General features: G+C 71.4%; 19 protein-coding genes. 11 read left to right on the forward strand and 8 right to left on the reverse strand.

Annotated features, from left to right (window positions below; genetic code table 11):
- Window positions 1-22 precede the first annotated feature (22 nt).
- From BMZ92_RS05510 to BMZ92_RS05530, 5 genes are read left to right on the forward strand one after another with little or no spacing between them, the layout of a single operon-like run.
- Window positions 23-271 carry a PLD nuclease N-terminal domain-containing protein gene (locus BMZ92_RS05510; protein ID WP_091504615.1) on the forward strand — a complete coding sequence of 83 codons (249 nt, stop codon included), beginning with the start codon at window positions 23-25 and terminating at the stop codon, window positions 269-271.
- Window positions 268-1,173 (forward strand): ABC transporter ATP-binding protein, encoded by a 906-nt coding sequence (locus BMZ92_RS05515; protein WP_091504616.1) that lies wholly within the window; start codon window positions 268-270, stop codon window positions 1,171-1,173. Before BMZ92_RS05510 ends, BMZ92_RS05515 begins: the two co-directional genes overlap by 4 nt.
- Window positions 1,170-1,853, forward strand: a complete 684-nt coding sequence (locus BMZ92_RS05520) for a hypothetical protein (RefSeq protein WP_091504617.1) — start codon at window positions 1,170-1,172, stop codon at window positions 1,851-1,853. Before BMZ92_RS05515 ends, BMZ92_RS05520 begins: the two co-directional genes overlap by 4 nt.
- A 25-nt stretch (window positions 1,854-1,878) precedes the next feature.
- Window positions 1,879-3,003 (forward strand): sensor histidine kinase, encoded by a 1,125-nt coding sequence (locus BMZ92_RS05525; RefSeq protein WP_218153403.1) that lies wholly within the window; start codon window positions 1,879-1,881, stop codon window positions 3,001-3,003.
- Window positions 3,000-3,644, forward strand: a complete 645-nt coding sequence (locus tag BMZ92_RS05530; protein WP_091504618.1) for a response regulator — start codon at window positions 3,000-3,002, stop codon at window positions 3,642-3,644. Before BMZ92_RS05525 ends, BMZ92_RS05530 begins: the two co-directional genes overlap by 4 nt.
- A 9-nt stretch (window positions 3,645-3,653) precedes the next feature.
- On the opposite strand, the gene BMZ92_RS05535 is transcribed toward BMZ92_RS05530, so the two are convergent.
- Window positions 3,654-4,040: a VOC family protein gene (locus tag BMZ92_RS05535; protein WP_091504619.1), complete on the reverse strand. Its 387-nt coding sequence runs from the start codon at window positions 4,038-4,040 to the stop codon at window positions 3,654-3,656.
- Window positions 4,041-4,414: 374 nt separating this feature from the next.
- Window positions 4,415-5,056 carry an FMN-dependent NADH-azoreductase gene (locus tag BMZ92_RS05540; RefSeq protein WP_091504620.1) on the reverse strand — a complete coding sequence of 214 codons (642 nt, stop codon included), beginning with the start codon at window positions 5,054-5,056 and terminating at the stop codon, window positions 4,415-4,417.
- 84 nt (window positions 5,057-5,140) lie between these two features.
- Between BMZ92_RS05540 and BMZ92_RS05545 the strand changes: the two genes are divergently transcribed.
- Window positions 5,141-5,614, forward strand: coding sequence for a MarR family winged helix-turn-helix transcriptional regulator (locus BMZ92_RS05545; RefSeq protein WP_091504621.1), 474 nt, complete (start codon window positions 5,141-5,143; stop codon window positions 5,612-5,614).
- Window positions 5,615-5,618: 4 nt separating this feature from the next.
- Here BMZ92_RS05545 and BMZ92_RS05550 read toward each other — a convergent pair whose 3' ends face one another.
- On the reverse strand, window positions 5,619-5,858 hold the full coding sequence (locus tag BMZ92_RS05550; RefSeq protein WP_091504622.1) for a hypothetical protein: 240 nt from the start codon (window positions 5,856-5,858) through the stop codon (window positions 5,619-5,621).
- Window positions 5,859-5,985: 127 nt separating this feature from the next.
- On the opposite strand from BMZ92_RS05550, the gene BMZ92_RS05555 reads away from it, so the two are divergent.
- From BMZ92_RS05555 to BMZ92_RS05570, 4 genes are all read left to right on the forward strand, one after another.
- A complete protein-coding gene (locus tag BMZ92_RS05555) occupies window positions 5,986-8,379 on the forward strand; it encodes a Tex family protein (protein ID WP_245782911.1) in 2,394 nt (797 codons plus the stop codon).
- A 118-nt stretch (window positions 8,380-8,497) separates the two neighbouring features.
- A complete protein-coding gene (locus BMZ92_RS05560; RefSeq protein WP_091504624.1) occupies window positions 8,498-8,923 on the forward strand; it encodes a DUF6401 family natural product biosynthesis protein in 426 nt (141 codons plus the stop codon).
- Window positions 8,924-8,989: 66 nt separating this feature from the next.
- Entirely contained in the window at window positions 8,990-11,947 is a 2,958-nt protein-coding gene (locus tag BMZ92_RS05565) for an AfsR/SARP family transcriptional regulator (protein ID WP_091504625.1), read from the forward strand.
- Window positions 11,948-12,116: 169 nt separating this feature from the next.
- Window positions 12,117-12,749: an SDR family oxidoreductase gene (locus BMZ92_RS05570; RefSeq protein ID WP_091504626.1), complete on the forward strand. Its 633-nt coding sequence runs from the start codon at window positions 12,117-12,119 to the stop codon at window positions 12,747-12,749.
- Window positions 12,750-12,760: 11 nt separating this feature from the next.
- Here the strand turns inward: BMZ92_RS05570 and BMZ92_RS38030 are convergent, their stop codons facing one another.
- From BMZ92_RS38030 to BMZ92_RS05590, 4 genes are all read right to left on the reverse strand, one after another.
- Window positions 12,761-13,279: a hypothetical protein gene (locus tag BMZ92_RS38030; protein WP_245782912.1), complete on the reverse strand. Its 519-nt coding sequence runs from the start codon at window positions 13,277-13,279 to the stop codon at window positions 12,761-12,763.
- 7 nt (window positions 13,280-13,286) lie between these two features.
- Window positions 13,287-14,948 carry an alpha/beta hydrolase gene (locus tag BMZ92_RS05580; protein ID WP_342743463.1) on the reverse strand — a complete coding sequence of 554 codons (1,662 nt, stop codon included), beginning with the start codon at window positions 14,946-14,948 and terminating at the stop codon, window positions 13,287-13,289.
- A 64-nt stretch (window positions 14,949-15,012) separates the two neighbouring features.
- On the reverse strand, window positions 15,013-15,324 hold the full coding sequence (locus BMZ92_RS05585; RefSeq protein WP_091504628.1) for a hypothetical protein: 312 nt from the start codon (window positions 15,322-15,324) through the stop codon (window positions 15,013-15,015).
- 199 nt (window positions 15,325-15,523) lie between these two features.
- The gene (locus BMZ92_RS05590) at window positions 15,524-15,979 is read right to left on the reverse strand and encodes an Lrp/AsnC family transcriptional regulator (protein ID WP_091504629.1); all 456 of its coding nucleotides are present in this window, start codon (window positions 15,977-15,979) and stop codon (window positions 15,524-15,526) included.
- A 78-nt stretch (window positions 15,980-16,057) separates the two neighbouring features.
- Between BMZ92_RS05590 and BMZ92_RS05595 the strand changes: the two genes are divergently transcribed.
- Window positions 16,058-17,074 (forward strand): Glu/Leu/Phe/Val dehydrogenase dimerization domain-containing protein, encoded by a 1,017-nt coding sequence (locus BMZ92_RS05595; RefSeq protein ID WP_091504630.1) that lies wholly within the window; start codon window positions 16,058-16,060, stop codon window positions 17,072-17,074.
- Here the strand turns inward: BMZ92_RS05595 and BMZ92_RS05600 are convergent.
- On the reverse strand, window positions 17,034-18,143 hold the full coding sequence (locus BMZ92_RS05600) for an SPFH domain-containing protein (protein WP_091504631.1): 1,110 nt from the start codon (window positions 18,141-18,143) through the stop codon (window positions 17,034-17,036). The two genes, BMZ92_RS05595 and BMZ92_RS05600, sit on opposite strands and share 41 nt — an antisense overlap.
- Between the last annotated feature and the right edge of the window lie 3 nt (window positions 18,144-18,146).

Raw genomic sequence — 18,146 nt, forward strand, 5'->3', positions numbered from 1 at the left:
CCGACGTCCCCGAGGAGGACTCATGTACTCGGACGCCATGAGCCGAGGTGAGGAGAAGTTCTGGGGCTGGGCCGTGGGCAGTGTGTCGATGGTCCTCCTGCTGGCCTTCGTCCTGCTGTTCCTGGCCGCGCTGGTCAGCATCCTGCGCTCCCGCCTGACCGGCGGCATGAAGCTGGTGTGGGTGGTGTTCGCCTTCTGCGCGCCGTTCCTCGGCAGCCTGCTGTGGTTCGTGTTCGGCCGGCGCGACGCCTCCATGCCGGAGCGGCGATGATCGTCGCGGAAGGACTGACCAAGCGCTACCCCGGCGGCACCGGTGTCGAGGACCTGTCCTTCACCGTGCGGCCCGGCGTGGTGACCGGTTTCCTCGGCCCGAACGGCGCCGGCAAGTCGACGACGATCCGCCTCATGCTGGGCCTCACCAGGGGCTCCGGCCGCACCACGTTCGGCGGCCGGACCTACGCGGAGGTGTCCGGTCCACTTCGGACGGTCGGTGTGCTCACCGACACCGCTCCCGCGCACCCGGCCAGGACGGCCGCCGCGCACCTGCGGATGGTCGCCGCGGGTGGCGGGCTGCCGGCCCGGCGCGTGCGCGAGGTCCTCGCGACCGTCGGGCTCGAATCCGTGGCCCGGCGGCCCGCGGGCCGGTTCAGCCTCGGCATGAGGCAGCGGCTCGGGCTGGCCACCGCGCTGCTCGGCGACCCGGAGTACCTGCTGCTCGACGAACCGGCCACCGGACTGGACCCCGAGGGCATGCGGTGGCTGCGCGATCTGCTGCGCGGGCTGGCCGGGGAGGGCCGCACGATCCTGGTGTCGTCGCACCTGCTGGCCGAGATGACGTCGCTCGCCGAGGACCTGGTCGTCATCGGCGCCGGCAGGCTCGTTTCGGCGGGACCGCTGGAGGAGTTCGTGCGACGGCACGCCCGCGCCGAAGTGGTCGTTCGCGTCGACGACCCCGGCGTGCTGATGGTGGCGCTGGCCCGCGACGGCCTGCACGTGCGGAAGGAAGCGGCGGCCGAACTGGTCGTCGGCACCGCCGACACCGAGCGGGTTTCCGCGGTCGCCGCCCGCGCGGGGGTCGGCGTGCGGGAACTGTTCGTGCGCCACAGCGGTCTCGAAGACGCCTTCCTCGCCGCGACCGCGGCCACCGTCCGGCACCGGGGTGAGCTGACGTGAAGCACGCACTGGCCTACGAGTGGGTGCGGGCGCGCTCGCTGCGGTCGACGTGGCTCCTCCTGGCGGCGGCGGGCGCGCTGCACTTCGCCTCCGGCCTGTACTGGGGCCTCAAACGCGACCTCGGCGAACTGGACGCGTTCACCTCGGCGTTCGGCGTCGTCGACCGGCTGGGCGCGCTGCTGGTCGCGGCGCTCGGCGTCGCCGCGTTCGGGCTCGACCACGAGCACGGCACCCTCACCACCACTCGGCTCGTCCTCCGCTCGCCGGTCCGCATCGTCACCGCGCGGGCACTGGTCACCGCCGGGCTCGGGCTGTTCGGCGGGATCCTGATGGTGGTGCTGACCGCCGCCGGGGTGCTGACCGGCGGGGGCGCCCTGCCTGCCGACCCGGGGGCGGCAGGCAGGGCGGCGGGCGCGGTGCTCTGCCTGACCGTCCTTTCCGGACTCGCCGGGGTGGCGCTCGGCGGGCTGCTGCGGCACACCGGACTGGCGGTCGGCGCGTTCGCGGGATGGACCCTGGTCGCGGAAACGGCGCTGGCCGCGCTCGTCCGCGTGCCGGTGACCGCGCTGCCGTTCAGCGGCACGGCGTTGTTCGCGGCCACGGGGACGGGGGTGTTCGCCGGGCTCGTCGTGGTGGCGCTCGCGGCGGCGACGTGGACACTGGCACGCCGTGACGGTTGATCAGGCAGGGCCTAACCTGGCCCCGGTGAAGCGGTGGCTGGGCTGGTGGGACGGCCGGATCGTGCTGCTGGCGCTCGACGTCGCGGTGGCCGCGGCCGTGATCGCGGTGACGCTGGCGGGCGGCGACCCGCGTGACCCGCATCCGGCGCTCTACGTGCCCGCGGTGGTCGTCTCCGGGCTCGCCCTCCTGGCGCGGCGCCGGTGGCCGTTCCTGATGCTGCTGGTCGCGCTGGCGTGCCTGCCCGCCGGGGTGTCGCTGCTGCCGGGGATGGTGGCGCAGTACTCGGTCGCGGCCCGGTACGGCGTGCGCGTCCTGACCGGGGTTTCGGTGGTGACCGCCGCGGTCGCCGAGTACCTGCTGGTGGTGCTGCGGCAGCCGGTGAGCCTCCCCTTCGTCGCGCTCGCGCTCGGGTTGTACGTGCTCGGCCCGGCGCTGGCCGGCCTGTGGATGCACCAGCGCGCCGTGCTGCTGACCGTGTTGCGGGAACGCGCGGAGGAGGCCGAGCGCACCAGGACGCTGCTCGCCGACCGGGCCGTCTTCGCCGAGCGGCGGCGGATCGCACGGGAGATGCACGACGTCGTCGCCCATCGCGTGACCGCCGTGGCGCTGCAGGCGGGCGGGCTTTCGCTGCAGGCGCCGGACGAACAAACCGCACAGGCGGCCGAAGCGATCAGGGCCACCAGCGTCGCCGCGCTCGACGAACTGCGCGGGATCCTGCGGGTGCTGCGCGACGACGCCCCCTCCTCGGACGCCGGCTCGGGTGTCCTCGCGTCGCTGGAGCACCTCGTCGACGAGGTTGTCGCGACCGGGGCGCGGGTCGAGCTGACCCTGCCGGACCCGCTGCCCGCGGTGCCCGGCCAGGTCGGCAGGGCTGTCTACCGGGTCGTGCAGGAAGCGCTCACCAACGCGGGGAAACACGCCCCGCACGCCGCCGTCGGCGTCCGGCTGGATGTCTCCGGGGAACAGCTCGTGGTGGAGGTGACCAACCGGCTGACCCCGCACGGCAGCACCGTCCCCGGCTCCGGCTACGGTCTCGTCGGGATGCGCGAACGAGTCGAACTGGCCGGCGGTGACCTGCGGACCGGGCCGACCGGTGACGGCCGGTTCCAGGTACTGGCGCGGTTCCCGGTCGGGGTGGTGGAGCGGTGACGGTCAAGGTGGTGCTGCTGGAGGACGAGGAGCTCGTCCGCAGCGGTATCCGGATGATCCTGGAGTCGGCCGGGGACATCGCGGTGGTCGCGGAGGACACCGACGGCACGCGGGCGGTCGAGCTGACCGACCGCCACCGGCCGCACGTGGTGCTCACCGACGTCCAGATGCCCCGTGTGAGCGGGCTCGAGGTGGTCAAGCGGCTCGCCGGCCACCCCGCGGCCCCGGCGGTGGTGGTGCTGACGACGTTCGACGTCGACGAGTACGTCTACACCGCACTCCGCCACGGCGCGGCCGGGTTCCTCCTCAAGGACACCCCGCCGCGGGAGCTGGTGACGGCGGTGCGGGTCGCGGCCCGCGGCGAGGCGATGCTGTCGCCGAAGATCACGAAGCGGCTGCTGACGGACTTCGCTTCCGCGGGCGGGAGCGCGCAGGCCAAGGCACGGCTGGCCGAGCTGACGCCGCGGGAGCACGACGTGGCCGTCCACATCGGACGCGGGCTGAGCAACGCGGAGATCGCACGGGCGCTCAACCTGAGCGAGTCGACCGTGAAAGTCCACATCGGACATATCATGGCCAAGCTCGAAGCGGCCAACCGGACGCAGGTGGCGATCCTGGTCCACGACGCCGGGTTGAGCTGACCTCGGGGCTCAGTCGAGGCAGAACTCGTTGCCCTCGACGTCCTGCATGACGATGCACGACTCCTCTTCGCCGTCGGCCTCCAGCAGCCGCACGCGGACCGCGCCGAGCGGGAGCAGGCGCGCGCACTCCGCTTCGAGTGCGGCGAGGCGTTCCTCGCCCACGAGCCCGGTGCCGACGCGGACGCAGAGGTGCACCCGGTTCTTGACGACCTTGCCCTCGGGCACGCGCTGGAAGTACAGCCGCGGCCCTTCGCCGGAGGGATCGACGCAGACGGCCGACTGCCCCGGATCGTCGAGCGGCGGCACGGTGTACCCGAGCACCTCACCCCAGAACCGGGCTACGCGCCCGGGATCCGCGCAGTCGAACGTGACCTGGAACTTCCTGACCGATACCACCGCGCCAGCCTAGGCGGGCCGCTCGTCGAGCGAAGCCGGGGTCGCGCAGTGCTCGTCGCCGCGATCACCGCCGAATACGGCGCCGCGGAGCGAGCCACCGAACGATGGCCGAAGCGCTCGGTCTCGGTTTCGGTACGTGGTCCCCGCCGAGCCGTGGCTGCCACCCCGGCACCGGCGGGGGCGAAGCGCGGCTGCCGCACTGGGCCGCCAATGGCCGTCCCACCGAGGCGAACCTGGCCGTGCGGGCCGCAGTCGCCGGGGTGGCGGCCGAACTGGCTGCCACCCCGGCCCCGGTGGGGCCGGCCCGGGTGCCGCACCGCGCCCGGCCACCGCGCTGGTGCCCATCACGTCGGCGCCGACCCCGGCGCTGAACGTCAGGCCACCGCCGGCGTCCAGAGGGCGTCGATCTCGCGTTCCGCCGCCGCCAGGCTCTCCTCCGCCAGCGGGATCAGGTCCGCCATCGCCGGGTTGGCCTTCGCCAGCGTCAGCTCGGCCACGATGAACCGCGGTTCGAGACCCGTCAGCGACAGACCGTGGGGCAGCCACGGGGAAGCGTGGTCCCACCCCTCACGCGGGGTGCCCTCGCCGTAACCGCCGCCGCGTGCCGCGAGCACCAGGAACTCCCGCCCGCCCAGGAGCGGCTTCCCGGTCTCGGCGTCGAAGGACAGGCCCGGCGTGATCAGGTGGTCCACCCACGCCTTGATGCTGCTCGGCGCGCCGTAGTTGTACAGCGGCAGCCCCAGCAGCACCGTGTCGGCGCGCCTGACGTCGTTCACCGCCTCCTCGGTCACCGCGACCGCCGCGGCGTGCTCGTCGGCGTGTTCGTCGGCTGACAGGGACCGGGCGGCCAGGTTCACCGGACCGAAGTGCGGCAACGGGTCGGCGGCGAAGTCGCGGTACGTGACCGTGCCGTCCGGATGCGCCTTCCGCCAGGCGGCCGCCGCGCGCGCCGTCAGCCTGCGGCTCACGGACGCCTCGCCCTGGATGCTCGAGTCGATGTGCAGGAGATGAGGCATGCTGTTTGACCGTTCGTAGATAGTTTGTGTTGGACAAACCATTAGTAGCACATCTATTGCTGCACGAGCACGTAACATGTGGTCATGGCCTCTCTCCCGGTCGTGAACCAGCCGCCGCCCCGGGTCGGCGCGCTGCTCGACCACCTGTCGCGGCGCATGCGGCTGCGCGCGGAGGCCGTGCTCGCCCCGCTCGGCCTGCGACCGCGGCACCTGGTCGCGCTCACGGTGCTGCGGGACAGCGGCGGCAGCAGCCAGCAGGCATTGGCGAGGACGCTGGAGATGGACGGCACGAACGTCGTCGGGCTGCTCAACGATCTGGAGGCGGAAGCCCTCGTCGAACGGCGGCGTTCCCCGCAGGACCGCCGCAAGCACATCGTCGAGCTGACCGGCGCGGGAGCGGAGCGCCTGGCGAAGGCGGAGTTCGCACTCGCCGCCGTGGAGGACGAGGTGCTCGCCGACCTGGACGCCCCCCAGCGCGAGGCGCTCTACACCCTGCTACGCCAGGCAACCAGGGACTGCGTCGAAGACCCGTGCACGGAACACCGCAGCTCCTGCTGAGCGGCTACGTCCACGCCTCGCCTTGCTCCTGCCACAGCACAGCGTGGTGCAAGGCCTCGACGAGGCGCTCGTCGTCCTCCTCCGAGGGGTCGTCCCCGAAGGGCACCCACCGTTCCCGCACCTGCCGCCCGTCCTCGTAGCCGGTGAGCAGGATCCCGGGATAGGCCAGGGACACCGGGCAGCCACCGGAGTCGACGGTGACCCGTTTCAGGTGCACCGCCACCCGCACCGCCCTTTCGACCATGCTCCGGCAGTCGCGGCGGGCGGGGTTTTGGTTACTGGCGGGTTTTCGGCAACCCTGTACGGACCGGGCCCGCCGCTGGAATGCACAATGCAGGCCGGACATCTCGACCAGGGAGTGGATCAGGAACGTGACGAGCGTCGTGCAGTCGATCGAGCAGAGGATCGCCGGGGAACTCGGCGTGCGCGAGGGGCAGGTCAAGGCGGCCGTCGACCTCCTCGACGGTGGCTCGACGGTGCCGTTCATCGCCCGGTACCGCAAGGAAGCCACGGGCATGCTCGACGACGCCCAGCTGCGCACGCTGGAGGAGCGGCTGCGCTACCTGCGTGAGCTGGACGAGCGGCGCGAGGCGGTGCTCGACTCGATCCGCACCCAGGGCAAGCTGACCGAGGAGCTGGAGGAGCGGATCCGGCTCGCGGACACGAAGGCGCGCCTGGAGGACATCTACCTGCCCTACAAGCCGAAGCGGCGCACCAAGGCGCAGATCGCGCGCGAGGCGGGCCTGGAGCCGCTGGCCGACGGGCTGCTGAACGACCCGACCACCGACCCGCAGGCCGCCGCCGCGGTGTTCGTCGACCCCGAGAAGGGGGTCGCGGACGCGCAGGCCGCGCTCGACGGTGCGAGGGCGATCCTGGTCGAGCGTTTCGGCGAGGACGCGGACCTGATCGGCGAGCTGCGCGAGAAGATGTGGGCGCAGGGCCGCCTCGCGTCGAAGGTGCGTCCCGGCAAGGAGACCGAGGGCGCGAAGTTCGCGGACTACTTCGACTTCTCCGAGCCCTTCACGAAGATGCCGTCGCACCGCGTGCTGGCGATGTTCCGCGGTGAAAAGGAAGAAGTCCTCGACCTCACGATCGAGCCCGAGGAGCCGTCGGACGAGCCCCGCGTGGGGCCGAGCGAGTACGAGCAGCGCATCGCGCAGCGGTTCGGCATCTCGAACGAGGGCCGTCCCGCCGACAAGTGGCTCCAGGACACGGTTCGCTGGGCGTGGCGCACGAAGATCCTGCTGCACCTCGGCATCGACCTCCGGCTGCGGCTGCGGCAGGCCGCGGAGGACGACGCGGTGAAGGTGTTCGCCGCGAACCTGCGTGACCTGCTGCTGGCCGCGCCCGCGGGCACCCGCGCGACGATGGGCCTCGACCCCGGCTTCCGCACCGGCGTGAAGGTCGCCGTCGTCGACGCGACCGGCAAGGTCGTCGCCACGGACACGATCTACCCGCACCAGCCCGCGAACCGCTGGGACGAGTCGATCGCGAAACTGGCGAAACTCGCCGCGCAGCACCAGGTCGAGCTGATCGCCATCGGCAACGGCACCGCCTCGCGCGAGACGGACAAGCTCGCGCTGGAGCTGATCAAGAAGCACCCGGAGCTGAAGCTCACGAAGGCCGTCGTGTCGGAGGCGGGCGCGTCCGTGTACTCCGCGTCGGCGTTCGCGTCCCAGGAGCTGCCCGGCATGGACGTATCGCTGCGCGGCGCCGTGTCGATCGCCCGGCGCCTGCAGGACCCGCTGGCCGAGCTGGTCAAGATCGACCCGAAGTCCATCGGCGTCGGGCAGTACCAGCACGACGTGTCCGAGGTGTCGCTGTCGCGTTCGCTGGACGCCGTGGTCGAGGACTGCGTGAACGCCGTGGGCGTGGACGTCAACACCGCGTCCGCGCCGCTGCTGACCCGCGTTTCGGGCATCACGTCCTCGCTCGCGGAGAACATCGTGAGCCACCGCGACCAGCACGGCCCGTTCCGGTCGCGCGAGGTCCTCAAGCAGGTGCCGCGGCTGGGCCCGAAGGCGTTCGAGCAGTGCGCCGGCTTCCTGCGGATCCGCGGCGGCGACGACCCGCTGGACTCCTCCAGCGTGCACCCGGAGTCCTACCCGGTGGTGCAGCGCATCCTCGCCGCGACGGGCAAGGAACTGCGTGAGCTGATGGGCAACGAGCGCGCGCTGAAGTCGGTGCGGCCCGAGCAGTTCGTCGACGAGAACGTCGGTCTGCCCACGGTCACCGACATCCTGACCGAGCTGGAGAAGCCGGGCCGCGACCCGCGTCCGGCGTTCAAGACCGCGACGTTCGCCGAGGGCGTGGAGAAGATCGCCGACCTCAAGCCGGGGATGCGGCTGGAGGGTGTCGTGACGAACGTGGCGGCGTTCGGCGCGTTCATCGACATCGGCGTGCACCAGGACGGGCTCGCGCACGTGTCGGCGCTGTCGAAGAACTTCGTCAAGGACCCGCGTGACGTGGTCAAGCCCGGCGACATCGTCAAGGTGAAGGTGCTGGACGTCGACATCCCCCGCAACCGGATCTCGCTGACGCTGCGCCTCGACGACGAGGTCGGCGGCGGCCCGAAGCCGGCCCGGCAGCAGCAGGGCGGCGGCCAGGGCCAGCGTGGTGGTCAGGGGCAGCGTGGTGGTCAGGGGCAGCGTGGCGGTCAGGGCCAGCGCAAGGGCGGTGGCCAGCAGCGGGGCCGCCAGGGCGGCGACGCCGCTCCCGGTGGTGCGCTCGCCGACGCGCTCCGTCGGGCGGGCTACGGCCGCTGACGCACCGGGGTCGCCGCCCTCACCCTGCGTCGCCATGGCCGACGACGTGACACGCCATCCGGCGGAACAATCCCCCGCCGGGTGGCGCAAGGGTGGGCGGCGGGCTCATCATCGACGTATGGGCTGGGCCGACTATCTGGCGGACCGTTCGGCCCGGCGCTGGCTCGACGAGGTCGCCGGGTGGCTGGAGCCTGGCTGGCGCGCGTTGTCCGCCGACCCGGCACTGTGGGGCGTCTTCGAGGAGCACCTGACGGCCGTCGCCGAGGTCGTCCGCTGCGAGACGGAGCTGGTCCCGAGGCAGGACCCGGCGAGCACGCTGGTCCTCATCGCCGGGCACGCCCACGACGTGTGGTCGGAGGCGGAGGCCGACGGCTGGGTGCCGCCGGAGCGGGAGCAGGGTTGGACCGCCGCCGAGTGGACCGGGTTCCGGGTCCTCGCGTGCTTCCGCCTCGCCGCCGCCGAACCCCACGGCCCGAAACTCAGCCCGACCGCGGCGGCGTTGGTGCGCCCGCGGACCCGCGGCATCGGAAAACGCGTCCGGTAACACTCGCCCGAACGGCCGCCTCCACTGCCCTTCCGGTCGGAAAAGGTTCACCGACCGGACATACGAATGGAGCTAGCGGCGTCCCCGCCGACGCCCATACGATCCGGTCCGGTGATTTCCTTCCGCATCCTGGGACCGCTCGAAGTCGCGGTCTCCGGCCACCCGGTCGCGTTGGGCGGCCCGAAGCCGCGGCTGCTGCTGGCGGCGTTGTTGGTGCAGCCCAACGTCGTCGTGTCGACGGATGCGCTCGTCGAAGTCCTCTGGCCCGGCTCGGCACCACGCTCGGCCGCCGCGAACGTCCGCACCTACGTCCACTCGCTCCGCCGCCGCCTGACCGAGGCGGATTCCTCGCTGGCAGAACGGATCCAGGGCCGGACGGGCGGGTACGTCGTCACCGTCGAGCCCGGTGAACTCGACTCCACCGTGTTCGAGCAGCGCCTGACCGATGCGGATGGACTATCCGATCCACACGCGGCGCTCGCCGCGCTGGGGGAAGCGCTGGCCGTCTGGCGCGGGCAGGTGCTGGAGGACCTGCCGCACAACCACACCTGGACCTCGGCCATCGCCCGCCTCACGGAGCTGCGGCTGGCGGCGCAGGAGCAGCGGATCCGGTTGCGCATCGGGCTGGAGGAGCACGCCGACGCCGTCGTCGAGCTGCGTGCACTGCTCGCGGACCACCCGCTGCGTGAGGAACTGTGGCAGCAGCTGATCCTCGCGCTCGACGCGTGCGGCCGCCGGACCGAGGCGCTCACCGCGTACACCCAGGCCGAGCGCGTGCTGCGGGAGGAGCTGGGCGCCGAACCCGGTGCCCCGCTGCGCCAGGTGCGCGCGCAGCTCACCACGGCCGCCGAACCCCAGCAGTTACCAGCGAATCCGGTGCCCATGTGCCAGCTTCCGCTCGACCTCCCCGATTTCACCGGCCGCGAGGACCTCGTCGCCGAACTCGTCCGCCTGCTCGAAGGCTCCCGCTCCGCCGACCGCCCCGCCGTGGTCGTGTTGTCCGGGGCCCCGGGCGTCGGCAAGTCCTCGCTCGCGGTCCGGGTCGCGCACGCGATGCGGGCCGAATTCCCCGACGGGCAACTGCACATCGACCTGCGTGGCACCGCGGAGTCGCCGCGCCGCCCCCTCGACGTGCTGCCGGAACTGTTGCGGGCACTGGGAGTTCCCGACTCCGCGATGCCCCGTCAGCTGGACGAGCGGTCGGCGTTGCTGCGGGCCAGGCTCGCCGGACGGCGGTTGTGCGTCGTGCTCGACGACGCCGGCAGCGCCGCGCAGGTGCGCCCGCTGCTGCCCGGCGCCGGGGCGTCCGCGGTGCTGGTCACCAGCCGCGTGCGGATGCCCGACCTCGAAGGCGCGCGCTCGCTCGACGTGGAAGTGCTGCCGGAGGACGAGGCCGCGAAACTGCTGGCGGCGATCGTCGGCGAGGCACGTGTGGCGGCGGAACCCGAAGGCGCGGCGGCGATCCTGCGGGCCTGCGGCTGCCTGCCGCTCGCGATCAGGGTCGCGGGCGCCCGGCTCAGCCACCGTCCTCATTGGACGCTCGCGCGACTGGCGGACCGGCTCTCCGACGAACACCGCAGGCTCGACGAGCTGCGCGTGGGCGATCTCGCCGTGCGGGCGAGCGTGACGTTGAGCTACGACCAGCTGCCCGGCAGCGCCGCGCGCGCCTTCCGGGGGCTGGGGTTGCTGGGCCCGGTGCAGTTTCCCGGCTGGGTCGTGGGCGCGGTGCTGGACCGGGCCGATGCCGAGGACGTACTGGACGTGCTCGTCGACGCCCACCTCGTCGAGATGGTGTCCGCCGACGTGGGCGGGCAGCCCCGCTACCGGCTCCACGACCTGTTGCGCGTCTACGCCGCCGAGCAGGCCGAGCTCGAACCGCTCGACGAGCGGCGCGCAAGGGTGCGGCGGGTGCTGGAGGGCTACCTGTCGCTGGCGGTGGAGGCGGCCGAGCGCATGCCGATCCACTTCTTCGGCGTGACGTCCGTGCCGACGGAGGCGGCGTTGTGGCGCCCCGGCGGTCTCCCGGCCGAGCCGAGCACCTGGTTCGAGGCGGAACTGCGCACGGCGGTGGCGATGGTGGAACTGGCGGCGGCCTGGGGTTTCGACGATCTCGCGTGGCGGCTCACCGCGGCGTTCACCCCGTACTTCGACCTGCGCGGGCACCACGACGACTGGCAGCGCACGCACGAGATCGCGCTCGCCGCCGCCCGCCGGTCACCGGACCGGCACGGGCAGGCGATCGTCTTGCGCAACCTCGGGCAGATCGACCTGTACCGGGACGCCTACGACGAAGCGCTCGACGCGTTCAAGCAGTCACTGCGGCTGTTCCGCGAGGTCGGTGACGACCGTGGCGCCGGGATTTCCCTGGCAGGGCTGGGCACGGTGCGTCGCGTGGCAGGCGAGAACGAACGCGCGCTCGACCACTGCCACGAAGCGCTGGAACTGTTCGCGCGGGCCGGGGACCGGCACGGGGAGGCCGTCGTGCGCATCGCGGTCGGCACGGTGTGGCTCGCGCAGAACTGTTACGCCACAGCGGGTCGGTGGTTCACCGACGCCTACGAGCTGTCCGCGGGGATCGGGGACCGGCACCGGGAAGCCCATGCGCTGCAACGGCTTGCGCTGCTGCACCAGAGCCGCGGCAACCTCGGCGAGGCGCGGCAGGAGCTGGACAGGGCGATCGCGATCTTCGACGAGCTGGGGGACGATCATTGCGTCGGATACGCGCACCAGAGCCTGGGCAGGCTGTACCTGGCCAGCGGCGATCTCGCGCACGCCCGGTTGTTGCTGGTGAACTCGCTGTCGGTGCACCAGCGCAACGGCGACCGCCGGTCGGAGGCGGAGGCGGCGGAGCTGCTCGGTGAGTTGCACGAGCGGCTGGGCCAGCGGGACAAGGCACGCGAGTACGTGGTGCGATCACTCGGCATCTGGCGGGAACTGCAGGTGGCCAAGCAGGAGGAGGCGCTCGCGGACCGGTTGCGTGCCCTGGGCGGGGACGACGGCCGGGTTTCGCTGTCCGGCGCCTGACCGGGCGCCGACCGCCAAGGTGAGCGGACAGCGGGCTGGCGCACACCGGCGCCTGGCTTCCGCCGCTCGCCCCGTTGACCACCCATCGCTCCCCTGTGCCTCACCGGCCATTGACCGAGAAGTTGATCAAGGCCATCCTGGTGCGCACCAGCGAGCCGGGAGGCGGAAGATGAGCAGCTTCGTCGTGGTCGGCGGCACCGGGCGGACCGGGCGCCGGGTGGCCCGCCTGCTCGATCGGGACGGGCACCGCGTCGTGGTGACGGGGCGGGTGGCGGCGGAGGGCGTGGTGCGGCTGGACCTCGCCGAGCCCGACCCGGCGGTGTTCGCGGGCGCCGACGGGATCGTGGTGTGCGTGGAGCCGCCCGCGGACCCCGGCGAGGCGGAAGCCGTTGTGCACCACGGCATCGCGGCCGTCGCGACGGTCGCCGCGCGGGAGGACGTGCCGGTGGTGCTGGTGTCGCAGATCTACGTGACCCGCGGCGCGAAGCACCCGGACATGGGCGCGCGGATCGAGGCGCGGGCCCGCGGGGAGCAGGCGTTGCGGGAGAGCGGGGCGCAGTACACGATCGTCCGCCCGAGCTGGCTGCACGACCGGCCGGCCGACGGCGTGCGCGTCGAGCAGGGCGACACCGGCGAAGGCCGCATCAGCCGCGACGCCGTGGCGGCAGCCGTCGTGGCGGCGCTGTTCGACCCGTCGGCGTCGGGCAAGACGTTCGAGCTGTACGATGACCCGGATTCCCCCGAGCCCGACTGGCCCACGCTCTTCGCGGCGCTGAAGCCGGACCCGGAGGCGCAGGGCTGACGGCTTCCCGGTCAGGTCGGCGGTTCGGGTGTACCGCCGGGCCACACGCAGGGCGAGGACACGATGAGGAAAAGCTCGCCCTTGAAGTTCGACTTCAAGGTCATCTGGAATCCGTCCGCGGTGTTCTCGCCCCACAGGAACTCGTTGGGCGGGTTGTCGTCGAGTATCCGGAAACCGTGATCCTGCCACCAGGTCCGAACGGCACCGAAGTACGACGGGACGTTCGCCGCCGGAAGACCCTGAATCTGGTAGGTCCGCGACGCCACGACCCGGTTCTTCGGCCCACGATCCGTCGGATCGGAGCAATCCCCGCGGTCTTCGTAAGCCGACAACTCGTACACCGCTTCGGCGGGCAGCGCTTCGCGAACCTGCGTCGAGTACTGCTCGACGCGGCGGTTCGCTTCGTCGATCGTGATCGTCGGCTGCATTCCCACGTCCTTACCTCCGCACGCACCCGTCATGAGCACTCCGGCGAACACAACGAGCCGGACGACCTTGGCTCTCCTCCCCAGGCGGCTCACCAGCACCACTGTTCCCCTAGTAGGTCGGCCGGCCGGCGATGATGCGGCCCAGGTTGTCGAGCGCCTTGTTGTTCGGATTCCAGTATTCGCTGTGGGCAGCTCCGGACAGACCACCCTCATACCAGGGACCTTCGGTGCCAGGATCCGATGTGAACACTTTTCCTCCGAAGCCGGGGTCGGCGGGGTCCGGTCCGTGGGGATCAAAGTGCTGACCGGACAAAGGTGGGGCGAGGTCCACGTTGGTCACCTTGATCATGTCGTGCGCAGCAACCGTCGAGTGTACGTGCTGTCCCACATCCGCCTGGTTGACTCCTTCGAGGTGCAGCTGGGAGACGTTGTCCGCGCCGACGCCCGGGCTGGCCACGAATGCGAGGTCGTCGGCGTTCAGGCCGCCGTCGCGAGCTGCATGGCCCACGAGAGTGGTCCCATAACTATGCCCGATCACCGTGTTGTGCGAGGGTGCTCCCACGTGGCTTTCCCGCAGCCCTTCCTGAAAGCTGTCCAATTTGCCTTTGCCGTCGTCGACATAGCTTTCACGAGCAGCGTCGACCAGGGTGCCCGGTGCTTCGTAACCCTGCCACGTGATCACCGCTGTCGAGGACGATCCGGCCTCACGAGCAGCGTGGACCATCCGGTCGGAGCGATTGATATCCCCGCTGATCTTCGAGAGTTCGGAGCCGGTTCCCGGGACGTAGGTGGCGACATCGGCCGCGGTGTCCGGATTGCCGCAGGCGATGACGGCCTTGCCGTTCCCACTGGCATCCAGCATCAGCAAGTACGCCCGCGGCTCACCGGGCCGAGGGTGGTTGAGCCGGTCGTAAATGGCATCCACGCCGTTGAGCTTGCCGCTGATCTCATCCCATTGCTCTTTCAGTCGCTCGTAGGCGGCTCGGTCGGTCAGCACGATGTCGCCGCCCGCCGTGTGCCGCAGCGCGTCCATCCGGTGCCGGACGTCGTCACGTTGGTTCATCAGCTCGGCACGGGTCTGGTCCAGCCGGATCCGGTTGGCGGCGTCACGCGCCTCGGTGGGCAGGCCGTCGCGCGGTCCGATCAGTTCGGGGTGCTCCTTGGTCAGCACCTGACGTTGACCGGGACTGAGAGTGGCCCACCAAGCGGCGTTGTCCGCCGGGGACGCGTTCGGCGGAGGCGGGATGCTCAATGCACCCAGCGCCCAGCCGGAATTTCCCGCGGCGGCGAGATCGGTGCGGCCACTGCCCGGATCGATGACGTGGCTGGTCTGGATGCGGTCCAGCACCGCGCAGAAGTCGTCGTCCACATCCTCTGCCGAGCGCAGCACCTCCCTTATCCGGTCCCGCAACTCGGAGAGGACGCGGTGGTTGTCGGCGGCGGCGACCGATCCGTCCGGATCGTCGGCGGTGCACACAGGTGGCGGGCCGCCCGTGACGACACCGTCCTCGTCGATGCGGAACTCGCGCGCGGCCGCCAGGCTCTGGGCCTCGTGCACCCCGTTCAGCACCCCGGTGATCGCGTCCGACACGTCTCCGGCAGCGCGGCGCAACATGGCACCTTCAGCGGCGAGCTCCTCGGCGGAGTCGGCGAGGCGAGCGGCCTTCGCCGCCGCGGCGTTCGCCGCGGGACCGGACCAGCCTTCCGGCATCGCGGTCGCCCGCAGATCGTTCGCACAACCGATGAGCCGGTTGTAGCGGTCGTTGAGCACTCCGACCAGGTCCGCGAGTGGTTCCGGTCTCCACCGGAGGACCTCACCCCAGGTAACCACGTTATCAGCCTGCCGTCCTCGGCGTCTCCCACTGCCGGAGATCATGCTGAGCGCCATCTTCGTGAGCGCGATAGAACTCGTCGGCGCGGGACAGGTCCTCCGCATAGCCGCTGAACTCGGCAGCAATCAACTGCTCCCGTCCCGCCCAGCCCCGCTTGACCGAAGCGAGCTTCGCGACGGCGCGGGCACCGGGCATTCCGGCGTCCCCATCCGGAATGGCACCCGCGAAGTCCAGCGGAGCGATCACCTCGGCGACCCGCTGCGCGGCCTTCCCGGCGTCCGCGATCTTGCCGATGACGACCTCGTACCCAGCCACGTCTGCCCTCCCACCAGTCATGTGCTGTAAGTGCTCGCCTCGTGAGGCTATGGGAACAAGCTCGACCGGCTCAACCGATTCGGGCCTACTTGAGTACGACTACGCATTCAAGGTTCACACCACCGGAGACCGCACAAATCGCACGGCCATGTCAGAGGTGCTCCAAGCGGGGGATGCCCGCCCGTCCCACCGCGCTTCCCTACGAAAGCGCTTCCAGCACCGGCTTGCGCAGGTGCTGGTAGATGATCGACGTGCGGAAGCCGACGATCTCGCGGCGGCTGGTGAAGCGGTCGAGCAGGAACGCGTGCAGGTGGTCGATGTCCTGCGCCGTCACGTGCACCAGGAAGTCGTCGCTGCCCGCCATCGTGTACACCGACAGCACCTCGGGCAGCCGCGCCACCGACCGCTCGAAGGACTGCACCACCGTCCGGCTCAGCGGCCGCACCTGCACGGCCACCATCGCCTGCACTCCGCGGTTCAGCGCCGGCAGGTCGACCTCCGCGTGGTAGCCCCGGATCACGCCCCGCTGCCGCAGCAGCCGCGTGCGCTCCAGGCACGTCGACGGCGCGATGCCCACCTTGCGGGCGATGTCCCGGTTGGACTGCCGCGCATCCTCCTGCAGCTCACGCACGATCGCCGAATCAACTTCGTCCATGGCCGTCCTCCCCCTGCTCCTGCCGAACATCGTTCGGCGCTGCCCCTACTCGCCTGGTCATCAGCCTAGCTTCGAGGCATGGAACATGAAGATGTGACGATCCGGCGTGGTCGCCGGTCCGGCCTGCCGATGATGATCGCCGTGCACTCGCGAGCGCTCGGGCCCGCCGTCGGTGGCGTGCGGATGCGCCACTACGCCGACTGGCGCGACGGCATGGAGGACGCACTGCGCCTGTCCGAGGCGATGACGTACAAGTGCGCCGCCGCCGACCTCGCCTTCGGCGGCGGGAAGAGCGTCATCGCGCTGGACCGGCCCCTGACACCCGAGCTGCGCCAGGCCGCGCTGGAGGACCTCGGCGACCTCATCGCGTCCCTCGACGGCTCGTACCTCACGGGCCCGGACGTCGGCACGGGGCCCGCGGACATGGCGGTACTGCGGCAGCGGACCCCGCACGTGTTCTGCCTGCCCGAGGAGCAGGGCGGCACCGGCTCGTCGAGCATCCCGACAGCGGTGGGCGTGCTGGCGGCCCTGCGCGCCGGCGCACGGCACGTGTTCGGCAGCGAGTCGCTCGACGGGCGGACCGTGGTGATCAGCGGCATGGGCTCGGTGGGTTCCCTTGTCGCGAAGGAACTCCCGGGCGCACGGGTCATCGTGTCCGATGTGGACCCGGCGCGTCGTGACCCGGCCTACGAGTGGGTCGAGCCCGAGGAGGCCCTGCGCACTCCGGCGGACGTGTTCGTCCCGGCCGCGGTCGGCGGGGTGTTCGACCCGCGGACCGTGCCCGAGGTCGGCGCCCAGCTCGTCGTCGGCCCGGCGAACAACCAGCTGGCCGCCGATTCGGTGGCGGAACTGTTGGTGCAGCGGGGAATCACGTGGATACCCGACTTCGTGGCGAGCGCGGGCGGCGCCGTCTACACGCTCGCCAGGGAGATCGGGCACCTGAGCCACGACGAGGCCATGCGGCGCGTCGAGGCGATCGGTTCCACAGTGGACACTGTGCTCACCGGCGAGGGAAACCCGCTCGAAAACGCGCTGAACCTCGCGAAGGAACGGCTCACTCGCTCTGCCCTTCCGGCAGGCGAGGCTTCTCGGTAAGCCCTTTCTTCACCGAGTCGAGGATCGCCATGCCCTGACCGACGAGCCCCGAAGCGAGCTCGCCGAGCCCGTCCGCCCCGTTGAGGATGTTGACGTTCGCACCCGACAGGCCCTGCGCCGCCTCCCTGACGATCTGCGGCAGCTGGTCGATGAGCATCCGGTCGAGCGCGACGCGGTTGTGCGAGGCCGCGGCCTCGGCCTGGATGCGCATCTTCTCGGCCTCGGCCTGCGCGAGGATCCGGACGCGTTCGGCCTCGGCGTCCGCGGGCTTGACGACCTCCGCGACCAGCTGCTGCTGGCGCAGCTCGGCCTCGCGCTGCGCCAGCTCGGTCCGCATCGCGATGACCTCGCGCTGCGCCTGTGCCTGCGCGAGCGGGCCCGCCTGCGCGGCCTCGGCCTGCGCCCGGTCCACCTCGGCCTTGTACCGCGCCTGCACGACCGCGGTCTGCCGGGCGTACTCGGCCTGCCGCCGCTGCGACTCCTGCTCGGCCTCCGCCGAGGCCTGGTTCGCCTGCGCCTGCGCGATCTGCGCCTGCCGCTGGATCGCGGCGTTGTGCGGGGCGGCCATCGCGGCGATGTAGCCGAGCTTCATGTCGTCGATCGACTGGATCTGCAGCGAGTCGACGGTCAGCCCGATCTTCGCCATCTCGGCCTTCGACCCGTCCAGCACCTCGGTGGCGAGCTTCTGGCGCTCGGTGACGATCTCCTCCACCGTCATCGATCCGACGATCGACCGCAGGTGGCCGGCGAAGACGCGCCCGGTGAGCACGGACATCTGGTCCTGGTCGGAGAGAAAGCGCTGTCCGGCGTTGACGATGCTCTCCTCGTCGTTGCCGACCTTGAAGGCGATCACCGCGCGCACGCTCAGCGCGATCCCCTGCCTGGTCACGCAGATCTCCTCGACCTCCGACTCGCACATGGCGAGCGTGAGGAACCGGACCTTCCGGAACAACGGCAGCACGAAACTGCCGTGTCCGATCACCACCCGGAACGGATTGTCCCCCACCCCGTTCTTGCCGCCCGAAATGAGCATCGCCTCATCGGGCGCCGGCACGTGATAACCGAGCATCTT

Origin of the sequence: Amycolatopsis sacchari (assembly GCF_900114035.1) — a bacterium.
Classification (GTDB): Bacteria; Actinomycetota; Actinomycetes; order Mycobacteriales; family Pseudonocardiaceae; genus Amycolatopsis_E; species Amycolatopsis_E sacchari.

Coding starts and splice junctions, on each gene's coding strand:
- BMZ92_RS05510 (WP_091504615.1), top strand. CDS start 23: ATGTACTCGGACGCCATGAGCCGAGGTGAGGAGAAGTTCTGGGGCTGG.
- BMZ92_RS05515 (WP_091504616.1), top strand. CDS start 268: ATGATCGTCGCGGAAGGACTGACCAAGCGCTACCCCGGCGGCACCGGT.
- BMZ92_RS05540 (WP_091504620.1), bottom strand. CDS start 5,056: ATGCCTCATCTCCTGCACATCGACTCGAGCATCCAGGGCGAGGCGTCC.
- BMZ92_RS05545 (WP_091504621.1), top strand. CDS start 5,141: ATGGCCTCTCTCCCGGTCGTGAACCAGCCGCCGCCCCGGGTCGGCGCG.
- BMZ92_RS05550 (WP_091504622.1), bottom strand. CDS start 5,858: ATGGTCGAAAGGGCGGTGCGGGTGGCGGTGCACCTGAAACGGGTCACC.
- BMZ92_RS05560 (WP_091504624.1), top strand. CDS start 8,498: ATGGGCTGGGCCGACTATCTGGCGGACCGTTCGGCCCGGCGCTGGCTC.
- BMZ92_RS05565 (WP_091504625.1), top strand. CDS start 8,990: ATGGAGCTAGCGGCGTCCCCGCCGACGCCCATACGATCCGGTCCGGTG.
- BMZ92_RS05570 (WP_091504626.1), top strand. CDS start 12,117: ATGAGCAGCTTCGTCGTGGTCGGCGGCACCGGGCGGACCGGGCGCCGG.
- BMZ92_RS05590 (WP_091504629.1), bottom strand. CDS start 15,979: ATGGACGAAGTTGATTCGGCGATCGTGCGTGAGCTGCAGGAGGATGCG.
- BMZ92_RS05595 (WP_091504630.1), top strand. CDS start 16,058: ATGGAACATGAAGATGTGACGATCCGGCGTGGTCGCCGGTCCGGCCTG.
- BMZ92_RS05600 (WP_091504631.1), bottom strand. CDS start 18,143: ATGCTCGGTTATCACGTGCCGGCGCCCGATGAGGCGATGCTCATTTCG.